The sequence below is a fragment of the Sphingobium sp. SJ10-10 genome (genome assembly GCF_036038995.2).
Classification (GTDB): Bacteria; Pseudomonadota; Alphaproteobacteria; order Sphingomonadales; family Sphingomonadaceae; genus Sphingobium.
This window is the reverse complement of record NZ_CP158133.1, coordinates 153,240-173,493: the sequence shown is the minus strand read 5'-3', so window position 1 is coordinate 173,493 and position 20,254 is coordinate 153,240. Positions and strand designations below refer to the sequence as shown.

Sequence of the window (20,254 nt, the reverse complement as noted above, 5' to 3'; positions counted from 1 at the left end):
CATGGCCAGCCAGGCACTTGTTCCCGAAACTCCGTCTCTCGCACCGATCGGCCCCGAACTGTTGGACCGGATCACCCGGCAACTGGCGGAAACGGCGGAAGCCTATGACCGGAGCGCGGAATTTCCCCGCGCCAATTTCGATCTGCTGGGGCGGGAAGGGCTGATCGGGCTGACTGTCCCGGTCGAATATGGTGGGCGCGGCGCGGCCCTCTCCGAAGCGTTGCGCGTGCTTGGCGCGGTGGCCAAGGGGGAGCCGTCAACAGCGCTGATCCTGTTCATGACTTACCATTATCATGCGACTCCTGCCCGGGCGCAGGACTGGCCGCAGGGGATTTACGAGCAACTGGCGCGGCAGGCGGTGCAGGGGCGCGGATTGATCGGCGGGCTGCGCGTCGAGCCGGAGCTGGGGACGCCGGTGCGCGGCGGCCTGCCCGCGACGGTGGCCCGGCGCACGGCCGATGGCTGGGCGATCAGCGGCACGAAAATCTACTCCACCGGATCGACGGGCCTCGACTGGTTTTCCGTATGGGCGAAGACGGATGAGGAAAGCCCCCGCGTCGGCAATTTCCTGGTCCGTTCCGACAGTCCGGGCATCGGCATAGAAGCGGCCTGGGACCATCTGGGCATGCGCGCGACCGTCAGCCATGCAGTGCATTTCACGGATACGCCGGTTCCGCTCGATCATGCGGTCGACATCCGTCTGCCCGAGCAATGGGCGGCGGGAGTGAGTGACCCCAGCATCGCGATCTGGAACGCGCTGTCGATTTCGACCATCTATGATGGCGTGGCGCGGGCTGCGCGTGACTGGCTGCGCGCCTATCTCAACGATCGGGTGCCCAGCAACCTCGGCGCTTCGCTGGCGACGCTGCCGCGGGTGCAGGAGAAATTTGGGGAGATCGAGACACTGTTGCAAGTCAACCGCACGCTGATCCGCGACGCCGCTGCGCGCCATGACGCAGGTGATCCGCCCGGCGCGGTGGAGGTGAACAACATCAAATATGTCGCGATGGCCAATGCGATTCGCGCGGTGGAAATCGGCCTCGAACTGACCGGCAATCCGGGCATCAGCCGCAAGAATCCGCTGGAGCGCCATTATCGCGACGTGCTGTGCAGCCGCATCCACTCGCCGCAGACCGATACCATATTGATCGCGGCGGGACGCGCCGCGCTGGGGAACTGACATGTCCTTGATCATCGCCAGCCAGTTGGAACCCGATTTCAATCGTAGCCTTGGCCTGCACCCGTCCGCCCCGACCCTGATCGACGTGGCGGAGGACGAGCCGTGGACCGCCGCGGACGAGGCGGACATATTGCTGGTGCGGCCCTCCTTGGCCTGGCGGCAATCGGCGCAGGAGCGGCCCAAAATATGGCCGGGGCGGCTCAAATGGGTCTATAGCGCCTCGGCAGGAGTGGATTTCTATCCCGGCTGGCTGCTGGATGCGCCGCTCGTCACCTGCGGTCGCGGGGTCGCTTCGGAAGAGATCGCTGATTATGTGATCGCCGCCATCTATGCGCATGCCAAGAATCTGGAGGCGGTGACGGTGCGCTCGCGCGAGCAGTGGGCCCAGCTTCCGCTGGGCCGCGTGTCTGGAACGACCATCGGCATCGTCGGCCTGGGCGCGATCGGCGCGGCGGTGGCGCGGCGCGGTCTGGCGCTGGGCGCTCAGGTCGTTGGCTTGCGGCGAAGCGGGGCGCAATCGGGAATCAGCGGCGTGCAGCATGTCCGCGATCTCGAAACACTGGTGGCGGAGGCGGATCATATCGTCATCGCCGTGCCCGGAACGCCGGAAACCCGCCATCTCTTCAACCAAGCCCTGTTTGCGCGGATAAAGCCGGGCGCCCATATCATCAACGTGGCGCGGGGGTCCGTGATCGATCAGGAAGCGCTGATCGATGCGCTGGATCGGAACCGGCTGGGCTTTGCCACTCTGGACGTCACCGATCCGGAGCCGCTGCCCGAAGGTCATGCGCTCTACAGCCATCCGCGTGTCCGGCTGACACCGCATATTTCCAGCAATTACACCCTGATCCGCCATCGGTTGCTGGATAAGGTCAATGACGATCTGTCCCGCTTCGTCCGGGGCGAAAAGCCCAGCGACATCGTGGATCCGGCACGGGGTTATTAGGATCGGCTGACGTTCGATTATCGTGAATGATAGCCGCCAGGAAATCCGTCATGCTGAAACAAGTTCAGCATGACGGATGAGAATGAACCCGGCGGCAATCGAGTCAGAGCGTCTGAACCGTCTCCCGCGCTAACTCGGCAAGACGATGCGCTGCCTTGTCCAGCTTTTCGCCTGCGCGCAGGATGGCGGCGACGCGGGGCAATTGCGGCAGCTTTTCATGTTCCAGCGCTTCGCTGTCGCCAAGGAACAAATGGGTGCGGCAGGTGACGCCCAGCCCCGCACCAACCGCCGCCTTTAGCGTCGCCAGATTGGGCGTTTCCACCGCGATCCGCCATTGCAGCCCGCTATCCTCTAGCGCCCGGATCGCGGCTTCGCGGAACCGGCAGGGCTCCTCCAGCACGGCCAGCGGGATCACCTCGCGCTCGACCAACGCGGCCTCGCCATACCAGCTCATCGGGGCGATCGTCACCGCATGCGGATCGTTGGGCGCGGCGAAACCCAGCAAAATGTCCAGTTCGCGGCGGTCCAGTAAAGTCTGCAACTCGGCGGTGCCGGCGACCCGCGCATAGATCTGCGCGTCGGGGTGCAGTTCGGAAAAGCGCGACAGCAGCCCGCTGAGCAGGCTGTCGGCAAAATCCTGGACCATGCCGATGCGCGCCGGCCCTGCGAAACGGCCGGCGCTGACCGCCGCGACGGCTTCATCATGCAGCAGCAGCACGCGCCGTGCATAATCGAGCAGCACTTCCCCGGCGGAGGTCAGGTTCAGCCGCCGCCCTTCCCGAAGAAACAGCGTCTGCTGCACCAGTTCCTCCAGCCGCTTGATCTGGAGGCTGAGCGCGGATTGGGTCACGAACACCTGCTCCGACGCGTTCAGCATCGATCCGGTGTCGACGATGGCAACGAAGCTGCGAAGCAAATTGGTGGGCAGATTGACCGGCATGAAAACCTCATCGAAAGGGGAGCCGCCGATCCGAAGCCGGGAACGGAGATGCTGTCTTATCGCGAAGGCTAATATATCAATCAAAATAGTAGAGATTTAATATGGCCAGGAAAATCTTGGCTCAAACGGTCGAAGCACGCAAACCCGCCATTTCCTGCGGCCAATGACGCCCGATTTGCGGTCAATCGCTCCATATTAACATCCCTCATAGGTCGGCCAAATAAAACTTAATTGAATTGGTAGAGAATTCATGTTGGGCTTTCCCTCACCATAAGAGGGCGAGTTGATGACGGTTGTGACAGTGAACAGGGGCGGTCCCGGATATTCCGACGTCCGGAGATTTTCTCTGGCGCGCTTCGGCGGACGCTGGCTTTCGCCCGTCATTCTGCTGCTGCTCTGGGAATTGGGGTCGCGAAGCGGCCTGATCCCCGAACGGACCCTGGCCGCGCCCTCCGCCGTGATCGGCACGCTGATCGAAATGCTGCTCTCGGGCGAATTGCCTTCAAACCTGCTGGTGTCCTTCGCCCGAGTCGCCGCTGGCTTGCTGATAGGGGTGGGCCTTGGCCTCGGGCTTGGTCTCGTCGCCGGTCTGTCCCGCACCGGGGAGCTGGCCGTCGACCCGCTGATGCAGATCAAGCGGACCATTCCCGCGCTCGCGCTGACGCCGCTTTTCATTGTCTGGTTCGGCATTGGCGAGACGCCCAAAGTGGCCCTGATCGCTTTCGGGACCATCTTCCCCGTCTACCTCAATCTCTATAGCGGCATTCGGAGTGTCGACCTGCGCCTGCTGGACGCGGCGAAGAGCTTCGGCCTCAGCCGCTGGGAGCAGATCTGGCATGTGGTGCTGCCCTCCGCGCTGCCCTCGCTGCTGGTGGGGCTGCGCTATGCCTTGTCCGTTTCCATCCTGGTTCTGGTCGTGGCAGAGCAGATCAACGCTTCGGCGGGGCTCGGCTATCTCATCAACAATGCCCGCGATTTCATGCGGACCGACATCATCGTCGTCTGCCTCATGGTCTACGCCATTCTCGGCCTAGGCGCCGACTGGCTGGTCCGCAGCATCGAAGCCCGCGCCCTGATCTGGCGCCCCAGCATAGTGGAGCAATAAGCATGGACGCCCGTCTCGGATTTACCGCTCTGCAAAGCGCCGCCGATCACCTTCCGCATCCAGAACCCGTGGTGAGGCTGCGCGATTTCACTCGCCGCTTCGGCCCCAACACGATCATCGATGGCCTCGACCTCGACATCGCGCCGGGCGAGTTCATTGCCCTGCTGGGTCGCTCCGGTTCAGGCAAGACGACGTTGCTGCGGACGCTCGCGGGGCTGGACGAGGTGCGGGGCCAGGATGTGGAAGTCCCTGATTCCCGCGCCGTAGTGTTCCAGGACGCCCGTTTGCTCCCCTGGAAGCCGGTGTGGAAGAATGTGGCCCTTGGCCTGAAAGGCGACCGGGTGCGCGACCGAAGCGAGGCGGCGCTCAAGGAAGTCGGCCTTGGCCATCGGCTCGACGCCTGGCCGCTGACGCTGTCGGGCGGGGAGGCGCAGCGCGTCGCGCTCGCCCGCGCTTTGGTGCGCGAACCCACGCTGTTGCTGCTCGACGAACCTTTCGCCGCGTTGGACGCGCTGACCCGCTACCGGATGCACGACCTTGTCCTGTCGCTGTGGCGCGCACATCGGCCAGCCGTGCTGATCGTGACCCATGATGTGGAGGAAGCGATCGCACTGGCCGACCGGGTGCTGGTGCTCGACAAGGGACGCATCGTCGCGCAGGAGCGGATCACGGCTCCCCGCGGCGAACGATCCGGCATTTCCGGTCGCCTGCGCGAAAAGCTGCTTTCCTATCTGGGTGGCGAGGATCATGGCGACGGTGTCGTTCCCTTCGCGCCCATCGCTGAGGCGGCCGAATGAACGCCGTCTCGGCCATAGAGCGGCCTGTCGATAGCCGCACGGACATTGGCCGCTTGCGCGGCTTCGTCACCGCCTTTGCCGATCTGCTGGCGGCGACGCGTGACGAAGGAGCGATCCTGGAAAGCGGTCGCGCCCTGCTGGGCCGCCTGATCGCGAAGGACGACTGGTTGCCTGAAGAGTTCACCCGCCCGCATCCCGATCGCTACCAGCAATATTTGCTCCATTGCGACAGCCGCGAGCGTTTCAGCGTCGTCAGCTTCGTCTGGGGACCGGGCCAGTCGACGCCGGTCCACGACCACACCGTCTGGGGCTTGGTCGGCGTGCTGCGCGGCGTGGAGAAGGTCGAGCGGTTCCGCCAGTCGCCCGACGGCCGATTGATCCCGCATGGCGAGCAATATCTGCGCGAGGGCGAAGTCGACGCCGTATCCCCCCGCATCGGTGACATTCATCGCGTGACCAACGGCCTTGCTGACCGGCCGTCGATCAGCATCCATGTCTATGGCGCCAATATCGGCGCGGTCGAGCGGGCGACCTATGCGCCCGACGGCACGCCCAAGACCTTCATATCGGGTTACGCCAACGGCGTGATCCCCAACCTCTGGGACAGATCGAGAAACGCATGACCACCGACACGCTGGACCGTATTCAAACTGCCACGCCGCAGGACATTCGCCGCGCCCTGCTGGTCGGCAGCGAGATTGCCCTGATTGACGTGCGTGAGGAGCATGAATTCGCGCAGGGCCATCCGCTCTTTGCGGCCCAGATTCCGCTGCGCCGGATCGATGAGGAAGCGCGCTGGCGCATTCCCCGGCTCGATACGCCGATCGTCGTCTATGACGATGGCGAAGGACTGGCGCGCAAGGCGGCCGTCCGTTTCGAGGGTCTGGGCTATACCGACGTCCGCGAACTGGAAGGCGGTCTCAATGGCTGGCGCGAGGCGGGTTATGAGCTGTTCGAGGATGTGAACAGCTATTCCAAGGCCTTTGGCGAACTGGTCGAGCATCGCCGCCATACGCCTTCACTGGCGGCCGAAGAGGTGCAGGCGCTGATCCGGGAAAAGGCGGATATCGCGATCCTCGACGCCCGCCGCTACGAAGAATATCACACGATGAGCATCCCGACCGGCACCAGCGTGCCCGGCGCCGAACTGGTGCTGCGCGCCCGGTCCATCGCGCCCGATCCCGACACGACGATCATCGTCAATTGCGCGGGCCGGACCCGGTCGATCATCGGCACGCAGTCGCTGGTCAATGCGGGTTTGCCCAACCCGATCTTCGCCCTGCGCAACGGCACGATCGGCTGGACGCTGGCGGGGCAGGAGCTTGAAACCGGCCAGACCCGCGTCGCGCCGGAGGTCGACAATCGTTCGGCTGAAGATGCCCGCGCCCATGCTCGGGAAGTCGCTTATCGCGCCGGGGTGAAGCGTATCGGCTGGGATGAGCTGGAAGAGTTGAAGGCGGATAGTGCCCGCACACTCTATCTCTACGACGTCCGCCAGCCGCGTGAATATGAAAGCGGTCATCTGCCCGGATTTCGCAACGCGCAGGGCGGCCAGCTCGTGCAGGAGACCGACCATAATGCGCCGGTGCGCGGGGCGCGCATCGTCGTCACCGACGATCTTGGCCCGCGCGCGGACATGACCGCCTCCTGGCTCGCGCAATTGGGGTGGGAGGTCTTCGTGCTTGAGGTCGACTGGTCCGCAGTGACGCTGGAAAAGGGGTCCGATGGCGCGCCCAGCCCACGCGGGCCGGAGGGCCGCTACAAGCGCCCCTATGAAGGCACGGACAACAAGGCCGCCGCCATGCAGGCCTATCTCGACTGGGAATATGGCCTCGTCGCCCAATTGGAGCGCGACGGCACCCACGGCTTTTTCGTAATCTGATTTTGAGAGGCGAGTATGAGCGTCAAGTTTATCGGCTATATCGGCTTCAACAACGGCTCGGAAACCCAGTCGGCGGTGCGCAGCCGCACGCTCGACAAGGATTATGTCGAGGCGGCGGCCAAGGCGCAGGAGGAGGGCGGTTTCGACCGCGTGCTGATCCCGTTCGGCTCCAACACCCCCGAAAGCCAGATCGTCGCCGCCCATGCCGCGGCCATTACCTCGACCCTGGGATTTCTGGTCGCGCACCGGCCCGGCTTCACCCAGCCGACGGTCGCGGCCCGGCAATTGGCGACGCTGGACCAGTTGTCGGGCGGCCGCGTTGCCGTCCACATCATCACCGGCGGCGCTGACGAAGAAATGGCGCGGGATGGCGACACGAAGAGCGTGAAGGCGGAACGTTACGCCCGCACCGACGAATATCTGTCGATCCTGCGTCAGGAATGGACGGCGGCCCAGCCCTTCGACCATCAGGGCAAATTCTATGACGTGAAACAGGCGTTCAGCGCCATCAAGCCCGACAATCTGCCGGTCTTCTTCGGCGGTTCGTCGCCCGAAGCGATCGATGTCGCCGGGCGTCATGCCGATGTCTACGCCCTGTGGGGCGAAACGCTGGAGGCGGTGCAGGATACCGTGCGGCAGGTGCGCCGCTCGGCGGTGCGCTATGGCCGCGATCCGGGCTTCTCCCTCTCGCTGCGCCCGGTGATCGCGGACACGGAGGAAGCGGCATGGAAGCGCGCGGCGGAGATCGAGGAGCAGGTGCGCGAAAATCGCATCGCCGCCGGACTGCCGCTTGCCGGCCATCGTCCGGCCAATGCCGGGTCGCTCCGCCTGCTTGAAACCGCCAGCGCCAACCGGCAGGACAAGCGGCTCTGGACCGGCGTCGCGGCGCTGACCGGGGCTGCGGGCAACAGCACGGGGCTGGTCGGCACGCCTGAGCAGGTGGCCGATGCGATGCTCGATTATTATGACATCGGCATCGACCATTTCCTGATCCGCGGCTTTGATCCGCTGGGCGACTCCATCCTCTATGGCCGGGAACTTCTCCCCATTGTGCGGCGCAAGGTTTCTGAGCGGACCAAGGCCGGTCTGGCGCTGGCGGGCTGATATGGCGAAAAACAGGGGCGCGATCATCGCGGTGGCACTGGTGGCGGCGGCGGGCTTTGGCCTTGCCGCCGCGAAATTCGGCGGCAGCGGCGACACGGTGCTGCGCGTCGCCAATCAGAAGGGGCAGGTCAAATCCATGATGATCGCCTCGGGCGTGCTCAAGGATGCGCCTTATGAGGTCGAATGGTCGGAATTTCCGGCTGCTCAGCCCTTGCTGGAGGCGGTGGGCGGTGGCGCCGCGGATCTCGGCCTGGCCGCTGACGCGCCCTTCATCTTCGCCTATCAGAGCGGCAGCCCGGTCAAGGCCATAGGGGTGCAGGCGCCATTTGCCCAAGCCGGGGAAGCGCTGGCCATAGTGGTGAAGAACGGCTCGCCTGCGCGGTCGGTGCAGGATCTGATCGGCAAATCGGTCGCCACCACGCGGGGGTCGATCGGCCATCATCTGCTGCTTCAGGCGCTGGAGCGGGCGCATATCCCGGCGGACAGGGTGCGCGTCACCTTCCTGCCGCCCGGCGATGCCAAGGCCGCCTTCGACAGCGGCGCGATCGACGCCTGGTCCACCTGGACGCCCTATACCAATGTGGCAATCAAGGAAGGCGCGCGAGCCGTGGTCGATGCGAAGGATTATGGCCTGCCCGTCTATATCGACATCGCGCATAGCGATTCCATCGGCCCCAAGCGCGCTTTGCTCGCTGATTTCCTCCAGCGGGAGGCAAGGGCCGTCGAATGGGCGCGCGCGCATCCTGACGAATTCGCGCAAGTGCTGGCAAAGGAAACCGGCCTGCCGATCGACATCGCCCGCGCCAGTTTCGATCGCAACAACCGCGTGGCCCAGCCCATTGACGGGAAGATCATCGCGCATGAGCAGGACATCATCCATCGCTTCCAGAAAGCCGGTCTGACTGAAGGCAAGCGGCCTGTCGCGGATGCCTTCGACCGCAGTTTCGGCAAAAGCGGGTGAAGCTGAACTTCGCCACCGGCAAGCAGATCTAAAATTCAAATTTACTCATAGTTCGGATAGCGAAGTCATTTCTCAATCGATTTAATAGAAAATAGACGGTCCCCGGAAACCGGGGGATAAATCCATGAACCTTGATCGCCTTTATCTGTGCTCGACCGCACTTGCAGGAGCGCTTCTGACGTCCGCGCCCTTGTTCGCGCAGACTGTTGCGACGCCCGACGGTGCCGCAGCCGAAGCCGCCGCTGACGCAAGCGCCATCATCGTAACCGGCGTGCGTGGTGCGCCGCGTACCGTGGCGGAAAGACCAACGTCGCGCCCTTCGAGCGTAAGCGGCCCGCACGCAAGCCCTTGCCCGAGCATCTGCCGCGTGAACGCATCGTCATTGCTGCGCCGGAGGCCTGCCCCTGCTGCGGCTCGGAACGGCTATGCAAGCTGGGTGAGGATATCACCGAGACGCTCGAGGTCGTGCCGCGCCAGTGGAAGGTGATCCAGACCGTGCGGGAGAAGTTCTCCTGCCGGGATTGTGAGAAGATCACCCAACCGCCAGCGCCGTTCCATGTGACGCCCCGTGGGCTCTTTGGCCCCAGTTTCCTGGCGATGCTGCTGTTCGAGAAGTTCGGCGCGCATCAGCCGCTCAATCGCCAGCGTGACCGCTATGCCCGCGAGGGCGTAGACCTGAGCCTTTCGACCCTGGCCGATCAAGTTGGCGCCTGCACCGCCGCGCTAATGCCGCTCTATTTGCTGATCGAGGCGCATGTCCTGGCCGCCGAGCGGCTGCATGGCGACGATACCACGGTACCAGTGCTGGCCAAGACCAAGACCGATACGGGCCGGATCTGGACCTATGTCCGGGATGATCGACCTTTTGGCGGGCCAGCGCCGCCCGCGGCGATCTTCCATTATTCCCGTGACCGGCGGGGCGAGCATCCCGTTGGCCATCTGGGCAACTGGAGAGGCATTCTCCAGGCCGATGCCTATGCCGGATACAATGCGCTGTTCCACGCCGACAGATTGCCGGCGCCGCTGACCCGCGCCCTATGCTGGAGCCATTATCCAGAGCATGGTTTTATCTGGGGCGTTTTGGGATATAATCCGGGCTTGCCGGAGATTTCGGCGCACTGGGCTCCAGATAAAAGCAGCGACCTCGCAGTCGGGGGCCGCCGCGCGGGGGGCGACGTTGCAGATACCATTGCGTACCAGGTCGACGATCGAGGACTATGTCGCCACGCAGGAGTGGCGGCGCGCGCGACTGTTGCGCTGCCCGCTCCATCCGAGCGGCGGCTGTGCATTTCGGCGGCACGGTAGCTATGCGCGCCTGACCAGTCCGGGTGTACGGATCGCTCGCTGCTACTGCCCACAGGGGCACATAACATTCAGCCTGCTCCCGGATTTTCTCGCCGCTCGCCTGCCCGGTTCGCTTGCCGCGATCGATCGCATCGTTGGGATAGCCGCGTCGGAACGAAGCATGGAAGCCGCCGCAGACGCAGCGCGCGGCCCGGATATTTCCCTTCCAGGCGCGGTGCGCTGGCTTCGCCGCCGCGTTGTCGCGGTGCGCAGATCCGTTGCCGCCGTCAAATTGATGGCGCCCCGGCTGGCGAGGCCGGGCTTGCCGGTGAGCGACGTTCCGGCCCTTGCGACGCTCCGCCTAGCCCTTTCCCCGGAGCTGTTGCACTGTATTCCGGCCCCCTTGGGACTCCGACCCATCCAGAGGATAGGCAGTGTCGGCGATGCCGATGGCTCTTGCCAACACGATGCGGGGCGTGATCACGTTTTCAGCGTCAGCTACGCTTTGCCGATCGAGGTAAAGCCATGCCCGTACATGTCGATCATATCGCCGCAGCCGACCCTGCCGCGCCCACCCCCGACGATATCCGCCGCATCTGGAGCGCCGAGCGGCGCCTTGGGGCAGGAACAACGATTGTTTATCTGATCCGCATCCAGCAGTTTCGTACCTATTGCGCCTTGCACGGCCTGGTCGAGCGAGAAGAGTTGACCCTTGAACGCGTTGGCCGCTTCAAAGACTGGTATGCGGAGCGACGGGGGCTAGACCCGCTTTCTCTCAGACTTTCCAGCAGCGCCCTGCTGTCGCTCAGCCGTGTCTATCATTGCTTGGGGCTTGCCCCACCTGACTGGCGACCGCCTCGTCCAGGGAAGGCTTTGCTGCCGCCGTTGCTCGCGCAGTATGCCGCCTATCTGACCCAGCATCGCGGTAATCCAGAGGTGACGGTTCACAAAAAGCTGGGCCACATCGGTAAGCTTCAGGATTACTTGATTCAGGCCGGCAAGGACTGGCACTCGATGCAGATAACCGATGTCGATGCATTTCTGGTTGGCCGCGCCGCGCGATATTCCCGATCGCATGTGAGCGATCTTGCTTGCACGGTACGCTGCTTTTCCCGTTTCCTGCACTGGAGTGGACAGAGTCCGGTCGATATCAGCGAGGCCGTGATCGCGCCCGTGCAACGACGGCACGAGCGACCGAGACGCGCCCTTTCCTGGGACAATGTGAAGCGGCTCCTGATGGCCGTGGACAGATCAAGTCCGCAGGGCCTTCGCGACTACGCGATCCTGCTGATGATGAGCACCTATGGCTTTGGCGCCGGCGAGATCATCCGCTTGCAGTTTCGGGATATCGACTGGGATAATAGCACACTGTCAGTCCTTCGCCCAAAGACGGGCGTTGCATTCACGCTGCCGCTGTTGCCACCCGTCGCCAAGGCGCTGGCAGAGTATCTACGCCACGGCCGGCCCGCTGATACACCCACCCGCCATCTTTTCGTGCAGATGAAGATGCCGCTGGAGCCATTCGCGGCTTCGAGCGCGATACGCCACATCGTGATGAAGCATGCGAAGATCGCGGGGATCGATGCACCATTTCTGGGCAGCCATGTATTGCGACATTCTCACGCGGCGCGCCAGATAGACCTGGGTGCGCGGCCCCAAGTGATATCGGATCTCCTTGGTCACCGGGATCCAGAGTCGGTCTCGGCCTATGTGCGGATCGCCACCGCGTCCCTGCGCGAGATCGCATTGCCGGTGCCGACATGACCACCGTCATCGTCCTGGAAGAGTTAAGGAACGACGCCGCGAGCTTCCTGGCGTTCAAGCGCGCCATGGGCCATCCCTATCGACGCGGCGAGTTTGAGATCGAACGCTTCCTTCGCTTCGTCGAAGACCAGTGGGGCGACGATGTCGATATTTCGCTGGCCGAAGCGATTAGCCGCTGGTGTGGGCGTTTGCCCGACCGCAAGGCCGTCACGCTCGGCAACGAGTTCGGGGTCATTCGTCAACTTTGCCTGCATCGCCGTCGTCGCGATCCCACCAGCTATGTGCCCGAGCACGCCTTTGCGCCGGTGAAGGAGTCGACGTTCTTTCCTTACATTTTCAGCCGCGACGAGATCCGCTGCATTCTCGCCGCCGCGTCAGCGCACCAAGGCCGCTTCATATGGGCATCTATGCTGCGAAGGCTGATTCTCGTGCTTTACTGCACCGGCCTCAGGCTCGGCGAGGCGGTGCGTCTGACCATGGATGATGTCGATCTCGACCGTGGGACCTTGCTCATACGCAACAGCAAGCGGCGTACGCGTATCGTCCCCATGCGCGACGATCTTGTCGCAGAGCTTGGCCTCTATGTCGATGATCGATGCCGGGTGCTTCACGATCGTGGTCAAGGGGATTGCGAAGCTCTGTTCGTTCGCCTCAACGGCGCGCCACTCCATACCCACGCGGCGTCCGACGCTATTCGCAAGCTCCTGCGCCGCCTCGATATTAAGCCTGCGCAGGGGCGCGTCGGAGCGCGCCCATATGAGTTTCGGCATGCGTTCGCGGTTCACCGCCTGACAGCATGGGCGGAGGAAGGTGCTGACATTCACGCCAAGCTCCCCTGGCTTTCGGCCTATCTCGGGCACCAGAACGTCATTGGCACCGAGGTCTATCTGAAGGCGACGCCGCAACTCCTGGAACTCGCGAGCACGCGCTTCGAACAACATATGCGACACGCCAGGCAGCCACGATGAGTAAGGCAGGACCTCAGATGCTGTTCGCTTTGGTGGAGTCGTTCTTCTCCAACTATCTGCCGCGTCAGCGCGGCGCGAGCCCACATACGACGCGCGCCTATCGCGACACGCTCAAGCTGCTGTTTCAGTTCGTTGCCCAGCGGCGCGGCCGCGAGGTCGCCGCGCTTGTGCTGGAGGATCTCGACGCCGACACCGTCGCTGGGTTCCTCGATCATCTCGAGGGCGGAAGATCCAACTCCACCGCGACGCGCAACTGCCGCCGTGCCGCGCTTCGCAGCTTCTTCAAGCACCTCTTGCGCAACGATCTCGACAATGCGCTCCGTTACACGCAGGTGTTGGCGCTGCCGTCGAAGCGGGCGAGGCAGAAGCCCGCAACCTACCTCGAAGCAACCGACGTGCGGGCCATCATCGCCCATCCCGATCGGCGGACCCGCAGTGGCTGGCGCGATTACACGCTGCTGCTTTTCCTCTATAATTGCGGCGCCAGAGTGAGCGAAGCAACCGGCCTGCTGTGGCAGGACCTTCAACTGACGCCACCGCACCAGGCCCGATTGCGTGGGAAGGGCCGCAAGGAGCGGCTCGTTCCGTTATGGCGCGAGACGGCCGACGCGTTGCGGCGCCTGCAAAACCTGTCGGGCGCTGCGGGCCAGCAGCATGTTTTCATGAACCGCCACGGCCAACCGCTGACCCGCGATGGAGTCGCGTACATCCTTACCAAGCATGCCTCGCCAGTCGTCCAGGATCGACCCAGGCTGGCGCGTGACCGCATCACTCCTCACGTTTTCCGCCACAGCTGCGCCGTCGCGCTCCTGCAGTCGGGCACCGACGTGACCGTGATCCGCGATTATCTCGGTCATTCCAGCATCGCGACCACGAACCGGTATATCTCGACGAACCTGAAGATGAAGCGCGATGCGCTACAGAACTTTTGGAAGCACGCCGGTATCGAACCCGCAAAGGCCACGCCTTGGAAGCCAAAGCCGGATCTGCTTTCGTACCTGCGGTCCCTATGATTTTATCACGAGATCCACACTGACCTTTCCCGCCGATCCCGGACGTCAGAATCGCGTCGCCCCAGATAAAACCATGCTCTGGATAATGGGACTTATGTCGATCTCGACATAAGGCGCATGCGCGCCGCTATTTCTTCGAACTGGCCGATGTCGCCGCGCAGCTCAAGAAGCGCCGCAAGAAGGCGGCCGTCATTTCACCGCTGGCGGTGGAGGCGGTCCGCCGCATCGACGCGATCTTCGACATTGAGCGCGCCATCAACGGCAGGCCGGCACAGGAGCGACACGCCCTTCGGCAGGAACTCAGCGCACCGCTGGTTGCCAATCTGGAAGAATGGATGCGGGACAACCGGTCAAAGCTATCGAAGAACAGCGATGTGGCCGAGGCCATGGATTACATGCTCAAGGCATGGCCCGCCTTCGCCGCGTTCCTCGACGACGGTCGCATCTGTCTCTCGAACAACGCCGCGGAACGGGCATTAGAGCGGTTTCCGATCTGATTGAATCAGATCGGCCGCTCTATTTCTTTGTTTTACCGCGATTTCTTAACCGTCAGATGATGCCATCTGACTGGAAATCGCTCTAAGAGGTATAGCCCTAGGCAGAAAATCGTGGCTCTTTGCGGGTTCAGACCGCGGCGGGCAGCGCACCGCCTTCATGCTGAGTCTCATCGGCACGGCCAAGCTCAACGACATCGATCCGCAGGCCTGGCTCGGCGATGTCCTCAGCCGCATTGCCGACATCCCCCAGAACCGTCTCCATGAACTGCTGCCCTGGAACTGGCGAGCCGCCGAAGATCAACGCGAAGCAGCCTGATCCGCGGCCTTCACCGAATGCCTACCCAGCAACAGACCGTCCGCTGTAAAACCGTCGGCCTTTCGTGCAGTGAGGCTTATGGCCCTTCACCAAGTCCGAATCTTGGGAACAGTCTTGGTCCGCCTGAGATAATTTTCTGAGTTACGACCAACAACGTACGCTCTTCAAGTATTCGGCTTACAATATCTTTAGTACGCCGATACTGTAGACTGCATGACATATTAGCGATAAGAGCATTTCACGCGCCTGCCGAGAAAAGTGCGCTGAGTAGTTGTATAGTCATTCTGGCCGAAACTATACTCCCATACGCATGCAGATCATCTCCTTTGGCGGAATCAGCATGATCCACTACACACTTTATCGCAAAGTAGTGCGGTACATAAACCGCGTTTTCGTGAACCGCAGAATAAACTCCATGAACTTCCATATCAATCACGGCCAATTTTCGATGCTGCTTCACAATATGGTCAAGCTTCTCACTGCTCGCGACAACAGCCGATCCGGTGGCTCCTGGAGCCACCACAGGTATCTCGCGCAGCTTCGGACGAGGCACAGACAGCGGGAGATCACGCTCCAACTCTTCAAAGCATGTCCGAGCAAAGACCTGCTCAGCAATAACTTTCGTCGCTGGTCGTATCTGAACCTGATGAGGCGCGATAAGGAAATCATCCTGCGCCCACTTGCCGGCTTGATACTCCCAAGTTGGTGATGGAAGAATAAGTTGGCCAAGTTCTGATTTATCAGCCATGCCTGCGCAAATGCCAGACATGCACACCACCTTGGGCCTAAAGGCGGCGATCGCTGTTGCGGTGTCGAAGGTAGCAGGAATCAGACCCATCTGCCGTTGAAGAACTATCGCACCTCGGCGTGGAACATCGAGATGAAGGTCTACAAACGTAACATTTAGACCTTCTCGAATCGACTGGTTCCCTATGCTTAGCGATGTTTGTTCATAACCACTTTTTTCCTCCGGAAGTGCAACGACAATGAGAAAGTCTAGGGGGTCATCTTGCCGATCTCGTGAAATGACATCATCAGTTATTCGCGCAACAGTTTGCTTCCATCGGTGGGCTTCATCGTACTCGAGCAAGATCACGCCAAACTTATCAAAGCTGTCCTTTGCTGATGTCATTTCCTCAGGATAAGCCGATAAGCCTACGATCACCGAATTCTTGTTTTTTCCATCTAGGGACCGGAACTGCCGCAAGAGCTCCAATCCCGCTCCGGTTACAGCTTCACCACCCTTTATATAAGGAAGCATTATGTCTAAAATAATGAGGTCAAATGCTGTGGAGACAGATGCTCTGATAGCGGAACTCAGATCATCGGCGAACTCGAAATGAGTGTCCACGCCGCTCCGGCCATGAGATATGACGTCCTGGACAGATCGTGCCTTGGACTCAGTATCTTCAATAATCAACACTTTCATTATTGCGCACCACTATGCAAAAGATTGTTCAACTGCAACTTCCAAACATCGCTGTCGAACTCGTACAGCAAACACCCGATCACCATTACTCCGAAGCGCGATGATAACTTTTCTGCAGCGAGAGAAAGGGGAAGCTCTACCCCGTCAATCTCTATATCCGGATATTGAGTTACCACTATAAACGGGGCTGTTGCTTGGAGCTTTTTCGCCAGTCGCAAGACTTCGAGCCCTCCTTGCCCTTGCGGTGAGCCGCCTCCGCCAGGACCAGTTAGATCAAAGGTGGGCAGGGACATATCTAGGACAATAAATGCAAAACCACCTTGAGTGACGGCACGTAGCGCCGACGTCACAGACCCGGCACGCTCAATCTGGGCTTCGCTGAAGTGATCACCGACCACGCGTGAAATGTCAGAACCTTTATACTCATCATCTTCGACAATCAGAATCTTCAACGAACCGTCCCCCGTCCTGCAGCGATCTCGATCGGTAAGCCAACCCGAAACGTGATTGTCCTCGTTTTCCGATTTGGGAGGCACTCTAAGGTTTTGCGGTCAGATTTGACCCTCTGAAGTACTCCTAAGAGTTTGCGAATGCCGGTGAAACCCTCAGCTACCGCTGCCGTGTCCAACTCTCCGGCGCCGTTTACGTCCATAGCATCGTGTATACGGCCGAGAGCGACATCCATGTCTTGTGACGATTCCACTTCTGACACTATCGACAGTTCCAGGTGATGACGCCAAAGCCCACCAACACGAGAAGTAACCCTAATCAGACCACCCTTTTTGCCATGTTTTGCGGCGTTCCCAATAAGAACAAACAAGATGTCGCTTACAATTTCGAATGTACCGCGGCTTATATTCGATTTGTGTTCTATCAAAACCTCACTTCGAAAATTATAAGATTCGTCTAGTTCGCGGACAATCGAGAGCATGCTATCGACAAGGGTGGTAAGATCATAGTTGTCTCGGCGGACCATCGGTCGAATAAACCAGCCACATACTTCCAGAACCCGCGACTCAATGGCTTCACAAAGATCACTTACATAACGAAAAGCGATTACCTGCTGATCAGTAGACAGGTTTGCAAATGCGTGGGCAAGCATGTCGTTCGCTTCCCGCAGGAACTCCTTAACTAAGTAAAGGCGAATCTGGGCTAAATCTCTCTCGATCAGATCCCAACAGACAGCGTAGATGTCCGGAAAAATATCATATGCGCCGTCAGCATCCAGCACGCGTTGTCGGACACGTGAAAACATGGCGTCAAGATGCGTCACCCCAGAGGCGTTCCGCCAGGTTGCGGCAATTTTGCCTTCTGGGCAGGCGTCCGAATTTATCTGTATGATATTTTTTCGGGCGTGATCAAGCTTTGACGCCAAATTGAGGCGCCATTGCTCTAGCACAGCTTGCACAACTTGAAGATCTTCAGTTGCGGCGGTCCTCTCCGATCCAGGCGCAGCATCTCGAGCCCTACGAACAATTCGGGCGACCGGAGTTAACATAAACCCGCCGAGGGTGCCGTGTCGAATCCGTCGGCTCAGATAGGCATTAAGTCCGAACGACCTGTCTGAAACAAAGGCGTCTAATGTCTTCTCTACCAAGGAAAGCAGGATAAATTCAGAGCCAATTTGAGTATCTTGAATAAAATCCTCTTTGTCTCCTCGATCAGCGATCGCCAAAAGTTCATTATAATACTTCAGAAAAGACTCGTGCTTCGCCTCCCTACCTTCCGCTATTACGGTCTGTATGTATCTGCTTGTTTGTGGATACTGCGTTTCTAAATACCATTCCTTTAGAGCCTCCTCGTCGACGTGCACTCGCGTGCTGTCGATGTCCGATCGGGCGTCCAAATTACTTAGTTCTCGCCGGAGAGCTTCAAGCTCCTCTGTAATGCTCTCAAGATTGTTCGAATCGTTTTTCAAGATCCACGAACATATCTCGATACGCGATTCTATGACATCTTGAACAGACGTCATTATCATATACAATCTCTCGAGAAACGTCCTTGTGCACGTTCTAGCCAAGTATATCGCAGCGGGCTTTGACCACATGGAGACCGATGTTAAATACGACAGAATGTTATGCCTGTCGTAGTCAGGAATTATATCCATAAATGCGGCGCGTCGTTCGAGATCGTTATCTGGTGATCTCACCTTCTTGAATAAAAAGTCCCTGACGAAAAACCTAATTATTGGCTCATTATCTCGGTTTAAGTAGTGAAGTCGAGCAATATGATCATAACTCAGGTGATCGTGCAAATCGTCGGCTTTCGATATGAGCGATACAATATACTTGCTGCTTATATCATTTTTTACATCGACATTTTTGAGAAACTGAGCGATTACGACCGCAATAACCCAACTTTGATCTATTCGAACTGCTTCTGGCGCAATCTGGCGGAGCCATTTTTCTACGATTGCCTCGCTGCCGGCCAAGCCATCAGTCTCATTCTCCATTGCCAAGGCTGCGCCAGCCAGGAGGTGATCAGTGCGCGATCCAAACGCAAAGGCAGACATCCTGTCGGGATGAAGCAACCCAGTGAGCTGATTTCGCCATGACGCAACGGAATTAACCTCGTCGAAAAAGAAGCTGAATCGATAGAGATCAAGATCTGATACTGATCGATTCGATTTCATGTACCGATCTGGGATCGATAGGGAAATACTGCTAAATCGTTGATCTAATACGGAACGCACCGTCGGGCAGAGCTTTGAAGATAACGCCGATTTGATTGTTGCAGAATCATGAATTTCGTGACGCGACCAGATCGTCAAAACCAAATCTATAAGCGAAGCACCGCCGCTACTTAATAGGGTGCTACTAAGTTCTTCTTCCGAGCAGACATGGCCATAAAGGTTCCAGCAGGCAAGGTCGCGATACCATCTAGCATCTGCAGTTCGGTCTGAGAGGACGTGCAACCAGTTCTTAAGAGACTTAAAAGGATGGTAGGCCGAGTCCGCCATATCATAGTATAAATGGCATAGAATGCCCCATGCTCGCCGGTCTGCCCCGCGAGTTATGGACTTATATTGCCGCGATAGGCTAGCCAGTCCGCCACGCTGAAATGCACAAAGTAGGGCTTTCTTCGCCCAGATCAGCGAATAGCCGTATCCAGTGAAGTGTTCAGTCAGCAGGCTTTCAGCTCTTTCCCAATCATTAGATGCAAGGGCTGCGTTGGCTTCCGCTAAGCTCGTGAGCGCATCGGTGAGCTGGGACGCATGATGGTTGATTCTGCCAATCTGAAGAGACAACTCTCTTGATAGGCTAAGTGGTTCTAATCGCTTCAATGTTGCGTCTGGGACCACGCCAGGGTCCCGGGGGAAAGTGTTCCCTAAGCCTTCGAACTGAAAGGCAGGATTATGCTCGGTTATGCGGTAAATTGAAGGAAGATCATTCAGCGGAGCACTTACACGAACAGTCTGGAACTGAGGCCACCTGCGCAATGGCTTCTGTCTGTTATAGAACGGCCTTAACGCATTCTTAGCCGTGATCAAATCCTTCGCAGAGCCTGACCGCTTACCTGTCCTTTTTCTACCCAATGGAATCCCCCTTTGGCGCTCGGTTTACCCGACAGGCGCGACTGATCAAGAGGAAACACTTTCCGTTGGTTAAGCAGAGGAGAGGGCCGGCGACAGGGCGAGTTCTCAGTCATCTTATCGGATTCATCCATCTCACCGAAGGCATGAACCGGCAGCTTGTCGTAATCCAACGCGGGACGCCAGCGGCAGGGAATGTCTTAGCCTTATTCCGAAAGCGCATTGGAGCGACCAAGAATGGCCGCTTTCCAACGACAAGGTTCCCAGAACGGACTGACCGCAAAGTCCCATGCCCGGCCAGAAAGTGGCCCCGCAGGATTGCAACTTTGCGCAAATACCTATGGGATTCGTGTCTGCATTTCAGCATCTATTTCTGGTTGAGACTGACCAAAAATGGCGCGACGGAGAATACTGATTTATCGCGTGACATCTCGTCGGCCGTGGCAAACGGGGGCTCCGTGCCGGGATGAAACCAAAAAAAGGGGGAGGGGAGTGGCTTGGCGTCAATTTGGATACGATTGTATGTGTTTCGAAGG

The 20,254-nt window shown here is 59.7% G+C and carries 15 protein-coding genes and 2 pseudogenes; 13 read left to right on the top strand and 4 right to left on the bottom strand.

Annotated elements, in window-relative coordinates:
- The first annotated feature begins 1 nt into the window (after position 1).
- Entirely contained in the window at positions 2-1,180 is a 1,179-nt protein-coding gene (locus VVT58_RS16535) for an acyl-CoA dehydrogenase family protein (RefSeq protein WP_327754539.1), read from the top strand.
- 1 nt (position 1,181) lies between these two features.
- Positions 1,182-2,126 (top strand): D-isomer specific 2-hydroxyacid dehydrogenase family protein, encoded by a 945-nt coding sequence (locus VVT58_RS16530; protein WP_327754538.1) that lies wholly within the window; start codon positions 1,182-1,184, stop codon positions 2,124-2,126.
- Positions 2,127-2,229: 103 nt separating this feature from the next.
- On the opposite strand, the gene VVT58_RS16525 is transcribed toward VVT58_RS16530, so the two are convergent.
- Complete coding sequence (locus VVT58_RS16525) at positions 2,230-3,066, bottom strand: LysR substrate-binding domain-containing protein (RefSeq protein ID WP_327754537.1); 837 nt, start codon at positions 3,064-3,066, stop codon at positions 2,230-2,232.
- Between the two features lie 286 nt (positions 3,067-3,352).
- On the opposite strand from VVT58_RS16525, the gene VVT58_RS16520 reads away from it, so the two are divergent.
- The 11 genes and pseudogenes from VVT58_RS16520 to VVT58_RS24425 all read left to right on the top strand — a co-directional run.
- Positions 3,353-4,171 (top strand): ABC transporter permease, encoded by an 819-nt coding sequence (locus VVT58_RS16520; protein ID WP_327754536.1) that lies wholly within the window; start codon positions 3,353-3,355, stop codon positions 4,169-4,171.
- Between the two features lie 2 nt (positions 4,172-4,173).
- A complete protein-coding gene (locus VVT58_RS16515) occupies positions 4,174-4,968 on the top strand; it encodes an ABC transporter ATP-binding protein (RefSeq protein WP_066563419.1) in 795 nt (264 codons plus the stop codon).
- Positions 4,965-5,591, top strand: coding sequence for a cysteine dioxygenase (locus VVT58_RS16510; protein ID WP_327754535.1), 627 nt, complete (start codon positions 4,965-4,967; stop codon positions 5,589-5,591). Before VVT58_RS16515 ends, VVT58_RS16510 begins: the two co-directional genes overlap by 4 nt.
- Positions 5,588-6,850, top strand: coding sequence for a rhodanese-like domain-containing protein (locus VVT58_RS16505; RefSeq protein WP_327754534.1), 1,263 nt, complete (start codon positions 5,588-5,590; stop codon positions 6,848-6,850). The genes VVT58_RS16510 and VVT58_RS16505 overlap by 4 nt, the downstream gene beginning before the upstream one ends.
- A 15-nt stretch (positions 6,851-6,865) precedes the next feature.
- Entirely contained in the window at positions 6,866-7,954 is a 1,089-nt protein-coding gene (locus VVT58_RS16500; protein ID WP_087573650.1) for an LLM class flavin-dependent oxidoreductase, read from the top strand.
- A 1-nt stretch (position 7,955) separates the two neighbouring features.
- Complete coding sequence (locus VVT58_RS16495; protein WP_327754533.1) at positions 7,956-8,915, top strand: ABC transporter substrate-binding protein; 960 nt, start codon at positions 7,956-7,958, stop codon at positions 8,913-8,915.
- A 303-nt stretch (positions 8,916-9,218) separates the two neighbouring features.
- A pseudogene (gene tnpC, locus VVT58_RS16490) lies at positions 9,219-9,965 on the top strand (IS66 family transposase); the annotation flags it as partial.
- Between the two features lie 759 nt (positions 9,966-10,724).
- Positions 10,725-11,963, top strand: coding sequence for a site-specific integrase (locus VVT58_RS16485; RefSeq protein ID WP_327754311.1), 1,239 nt, complete (start codon positions 10,725-10,727; stop codon positions 11,961-11,963).
- Positions 11,960-12,931, top strand: a complete 972-nt coding sequence (locus tag VVT58_RS16480; protein ID WP_066563387.1) for a tyrosine-type recombinase/integrase — start codon at positions 11,960-11,962, stop codon at positions 12,929-12,931. Before VVT58_RS16485 ends, VVT58_RS16480 begins: the two co-directional genes overlap by 4 nt.
- A complete protein-coding gene (locus VVT58_RS16475) occupies positions 12,928-13,944 on the top strand; it encodes a site-specific integrase (protein ID WP_066563385.1) in 1,017 nt (338 codons plus the stop codon). The genes VVT58_RS16480 and VVT58_RS16475 overlap by 4 nt, the downstream gene beginning before the upstream one ends.
- A gap of 113 nt (positions 13,945-14,057) precedes the next feature.
- Positions 14,058-14,757, top strand: a pseudogene (locus tag VVT58_RS24425) (transposase); the annotation flags it as partial.
- 238 nt (positions 14,758-14,995) lie between these two features.
- On the opposite strand, the gene VVT58_RS16460 reads toward VVT58_RS24425, so the two are convergent.
- Genes VVT58_RS16460 through VVT58_RS16450 form a run of 3 tightly spaced genes read right to left on the bottom strand, consistent with a single transcriptional unit; the run spans position 14,996 to position 19,433 of the window.
- Positions 14,996-16,186 (bottom strand): hypothetical protein, encoded by a 1,191-nt coding sequence (locus VVT58_RS16460; RefSeq protein ID WP_327752421.1) that lies wholly within the window; start codon positions 16,184-16,186, stop codon positions 14,996-14,998.
- On the bottom strand, positions 16,186-16,638 hold the full coding sequence (locus VVT58_RS16455; protein ID WP_327752423.1) for a hypothetical protein: 453 nt from the start codon (positions 16,636-16,638) through the stop codon (positions 16,186-16,188). The genes VVT58_RS16460 and VVT58_RS16455 overlap by 1 nt, the downstream gene beginning before the upstream one ends.
- On the bottom strand, positions 16,635-19,433 hold the full coding sequence (locus VVT58_RS16450; protein ID WP_327752425.1) for a hypothetical protein: 2,799 nt from the start codon (positions 19,431-19,433) through the stop codon (positions 16,635-16,637). The genes VVT58_RS16455 and VVT58_RS16450 overlap by 4 nt, the downstream gene beginning before the upstream one ends.
- Positions 19,434-20,254 lie beyond the last annotated feature (821 nt).

Coding starts and splice junctions, on each gene's coding strand:
- VVT58_RS16530 (WP_327754538.1), top strand. CDS start 1,182: ATGTCCTTGATCATCGCCAGCCAGTTGGAACCCGATTTCAATCGTAGC.
- VVT58_RS16515 (WP_066563419.1), top strand. CDS start 4,174: ATGGACGCCCGTCTCGGATTTACCGCTCTGCAAAGCGCCGCCGATCAC.
- VVT58_RS16505 (WP_327754534.1), top strand. CDS start 5,588: ATGACCACCGACACGCTGGACCGTATTCAAACTGCCACGCCGCAGGAC.
- VVT58_RS16535 (WP_327754539.1), top strand. CDS start 2: ATGGCCAGCCAGGCACTTGTTCCCGAAACTCCGTCTCTCGCACCGATC.
- VVT58_RS16520 (WP_327754536.1), top strand. CDS start 3,353: ATGACGGTTGTGACAGTGAACAGGGGCGGTCCCGGATATTCCGACGTC.
- VVT58_RS16495 (WP_327754533.1), top strand. CDS start 7,956: ATGGCGAAAAACAGGGGCGCGATCATCGCGGTGGCACTGGTGGCGGCG.
- VVT58_RS16485 (WP_327754311.1), top strand. CDS start 10,725: ATGCCCGTACATGTCGATCATATCGCCGCAGCCGACCCTGCCGCGCCC.
- VVT58_RS16460 (WP_327752421.1), bottom strand. CDS start 16,186: ATGAAAGTGTTGATTATTGAAGATACTGAGTCCAAGGCACGATCTGTC.
- VVT58_RS16510 (WP_327754535.1), top strand. CDS start 4,965: ATGAACGCCGTCTCGGCCATAGAGCGGCCTGTCGATAGCCGCACGGAC.
- VVT58_RS16475 (WP_066563385.1), top strand. CDS start 12,928: ATGAGTAAGGCAGGACCTCAGATGCTGTTCGCTTTGGTGGAGTCGTTC.
- VVT58_RS16480 (WP_066563387.1), top strand. CDS start 11,960: ATGACCACCGTCATCGTCCTGGAAGAGTTAAGGAACGACGCCGCGAGC.
- VVT58_RS16500 (WP_087573650.1), top strand. CDS start 6,866: ATGAGCGTCAAGTTTATCGGCTATATCGGCTTCAACAACGGCTCGGAA.
- VVT58_RS16525 (WP_327754537.1), bottom strand. CDS start 3,066: ATGCCGGTCAATCTGCCCACCAATTTGCTTCGCAGCTTCGTTGCCATC.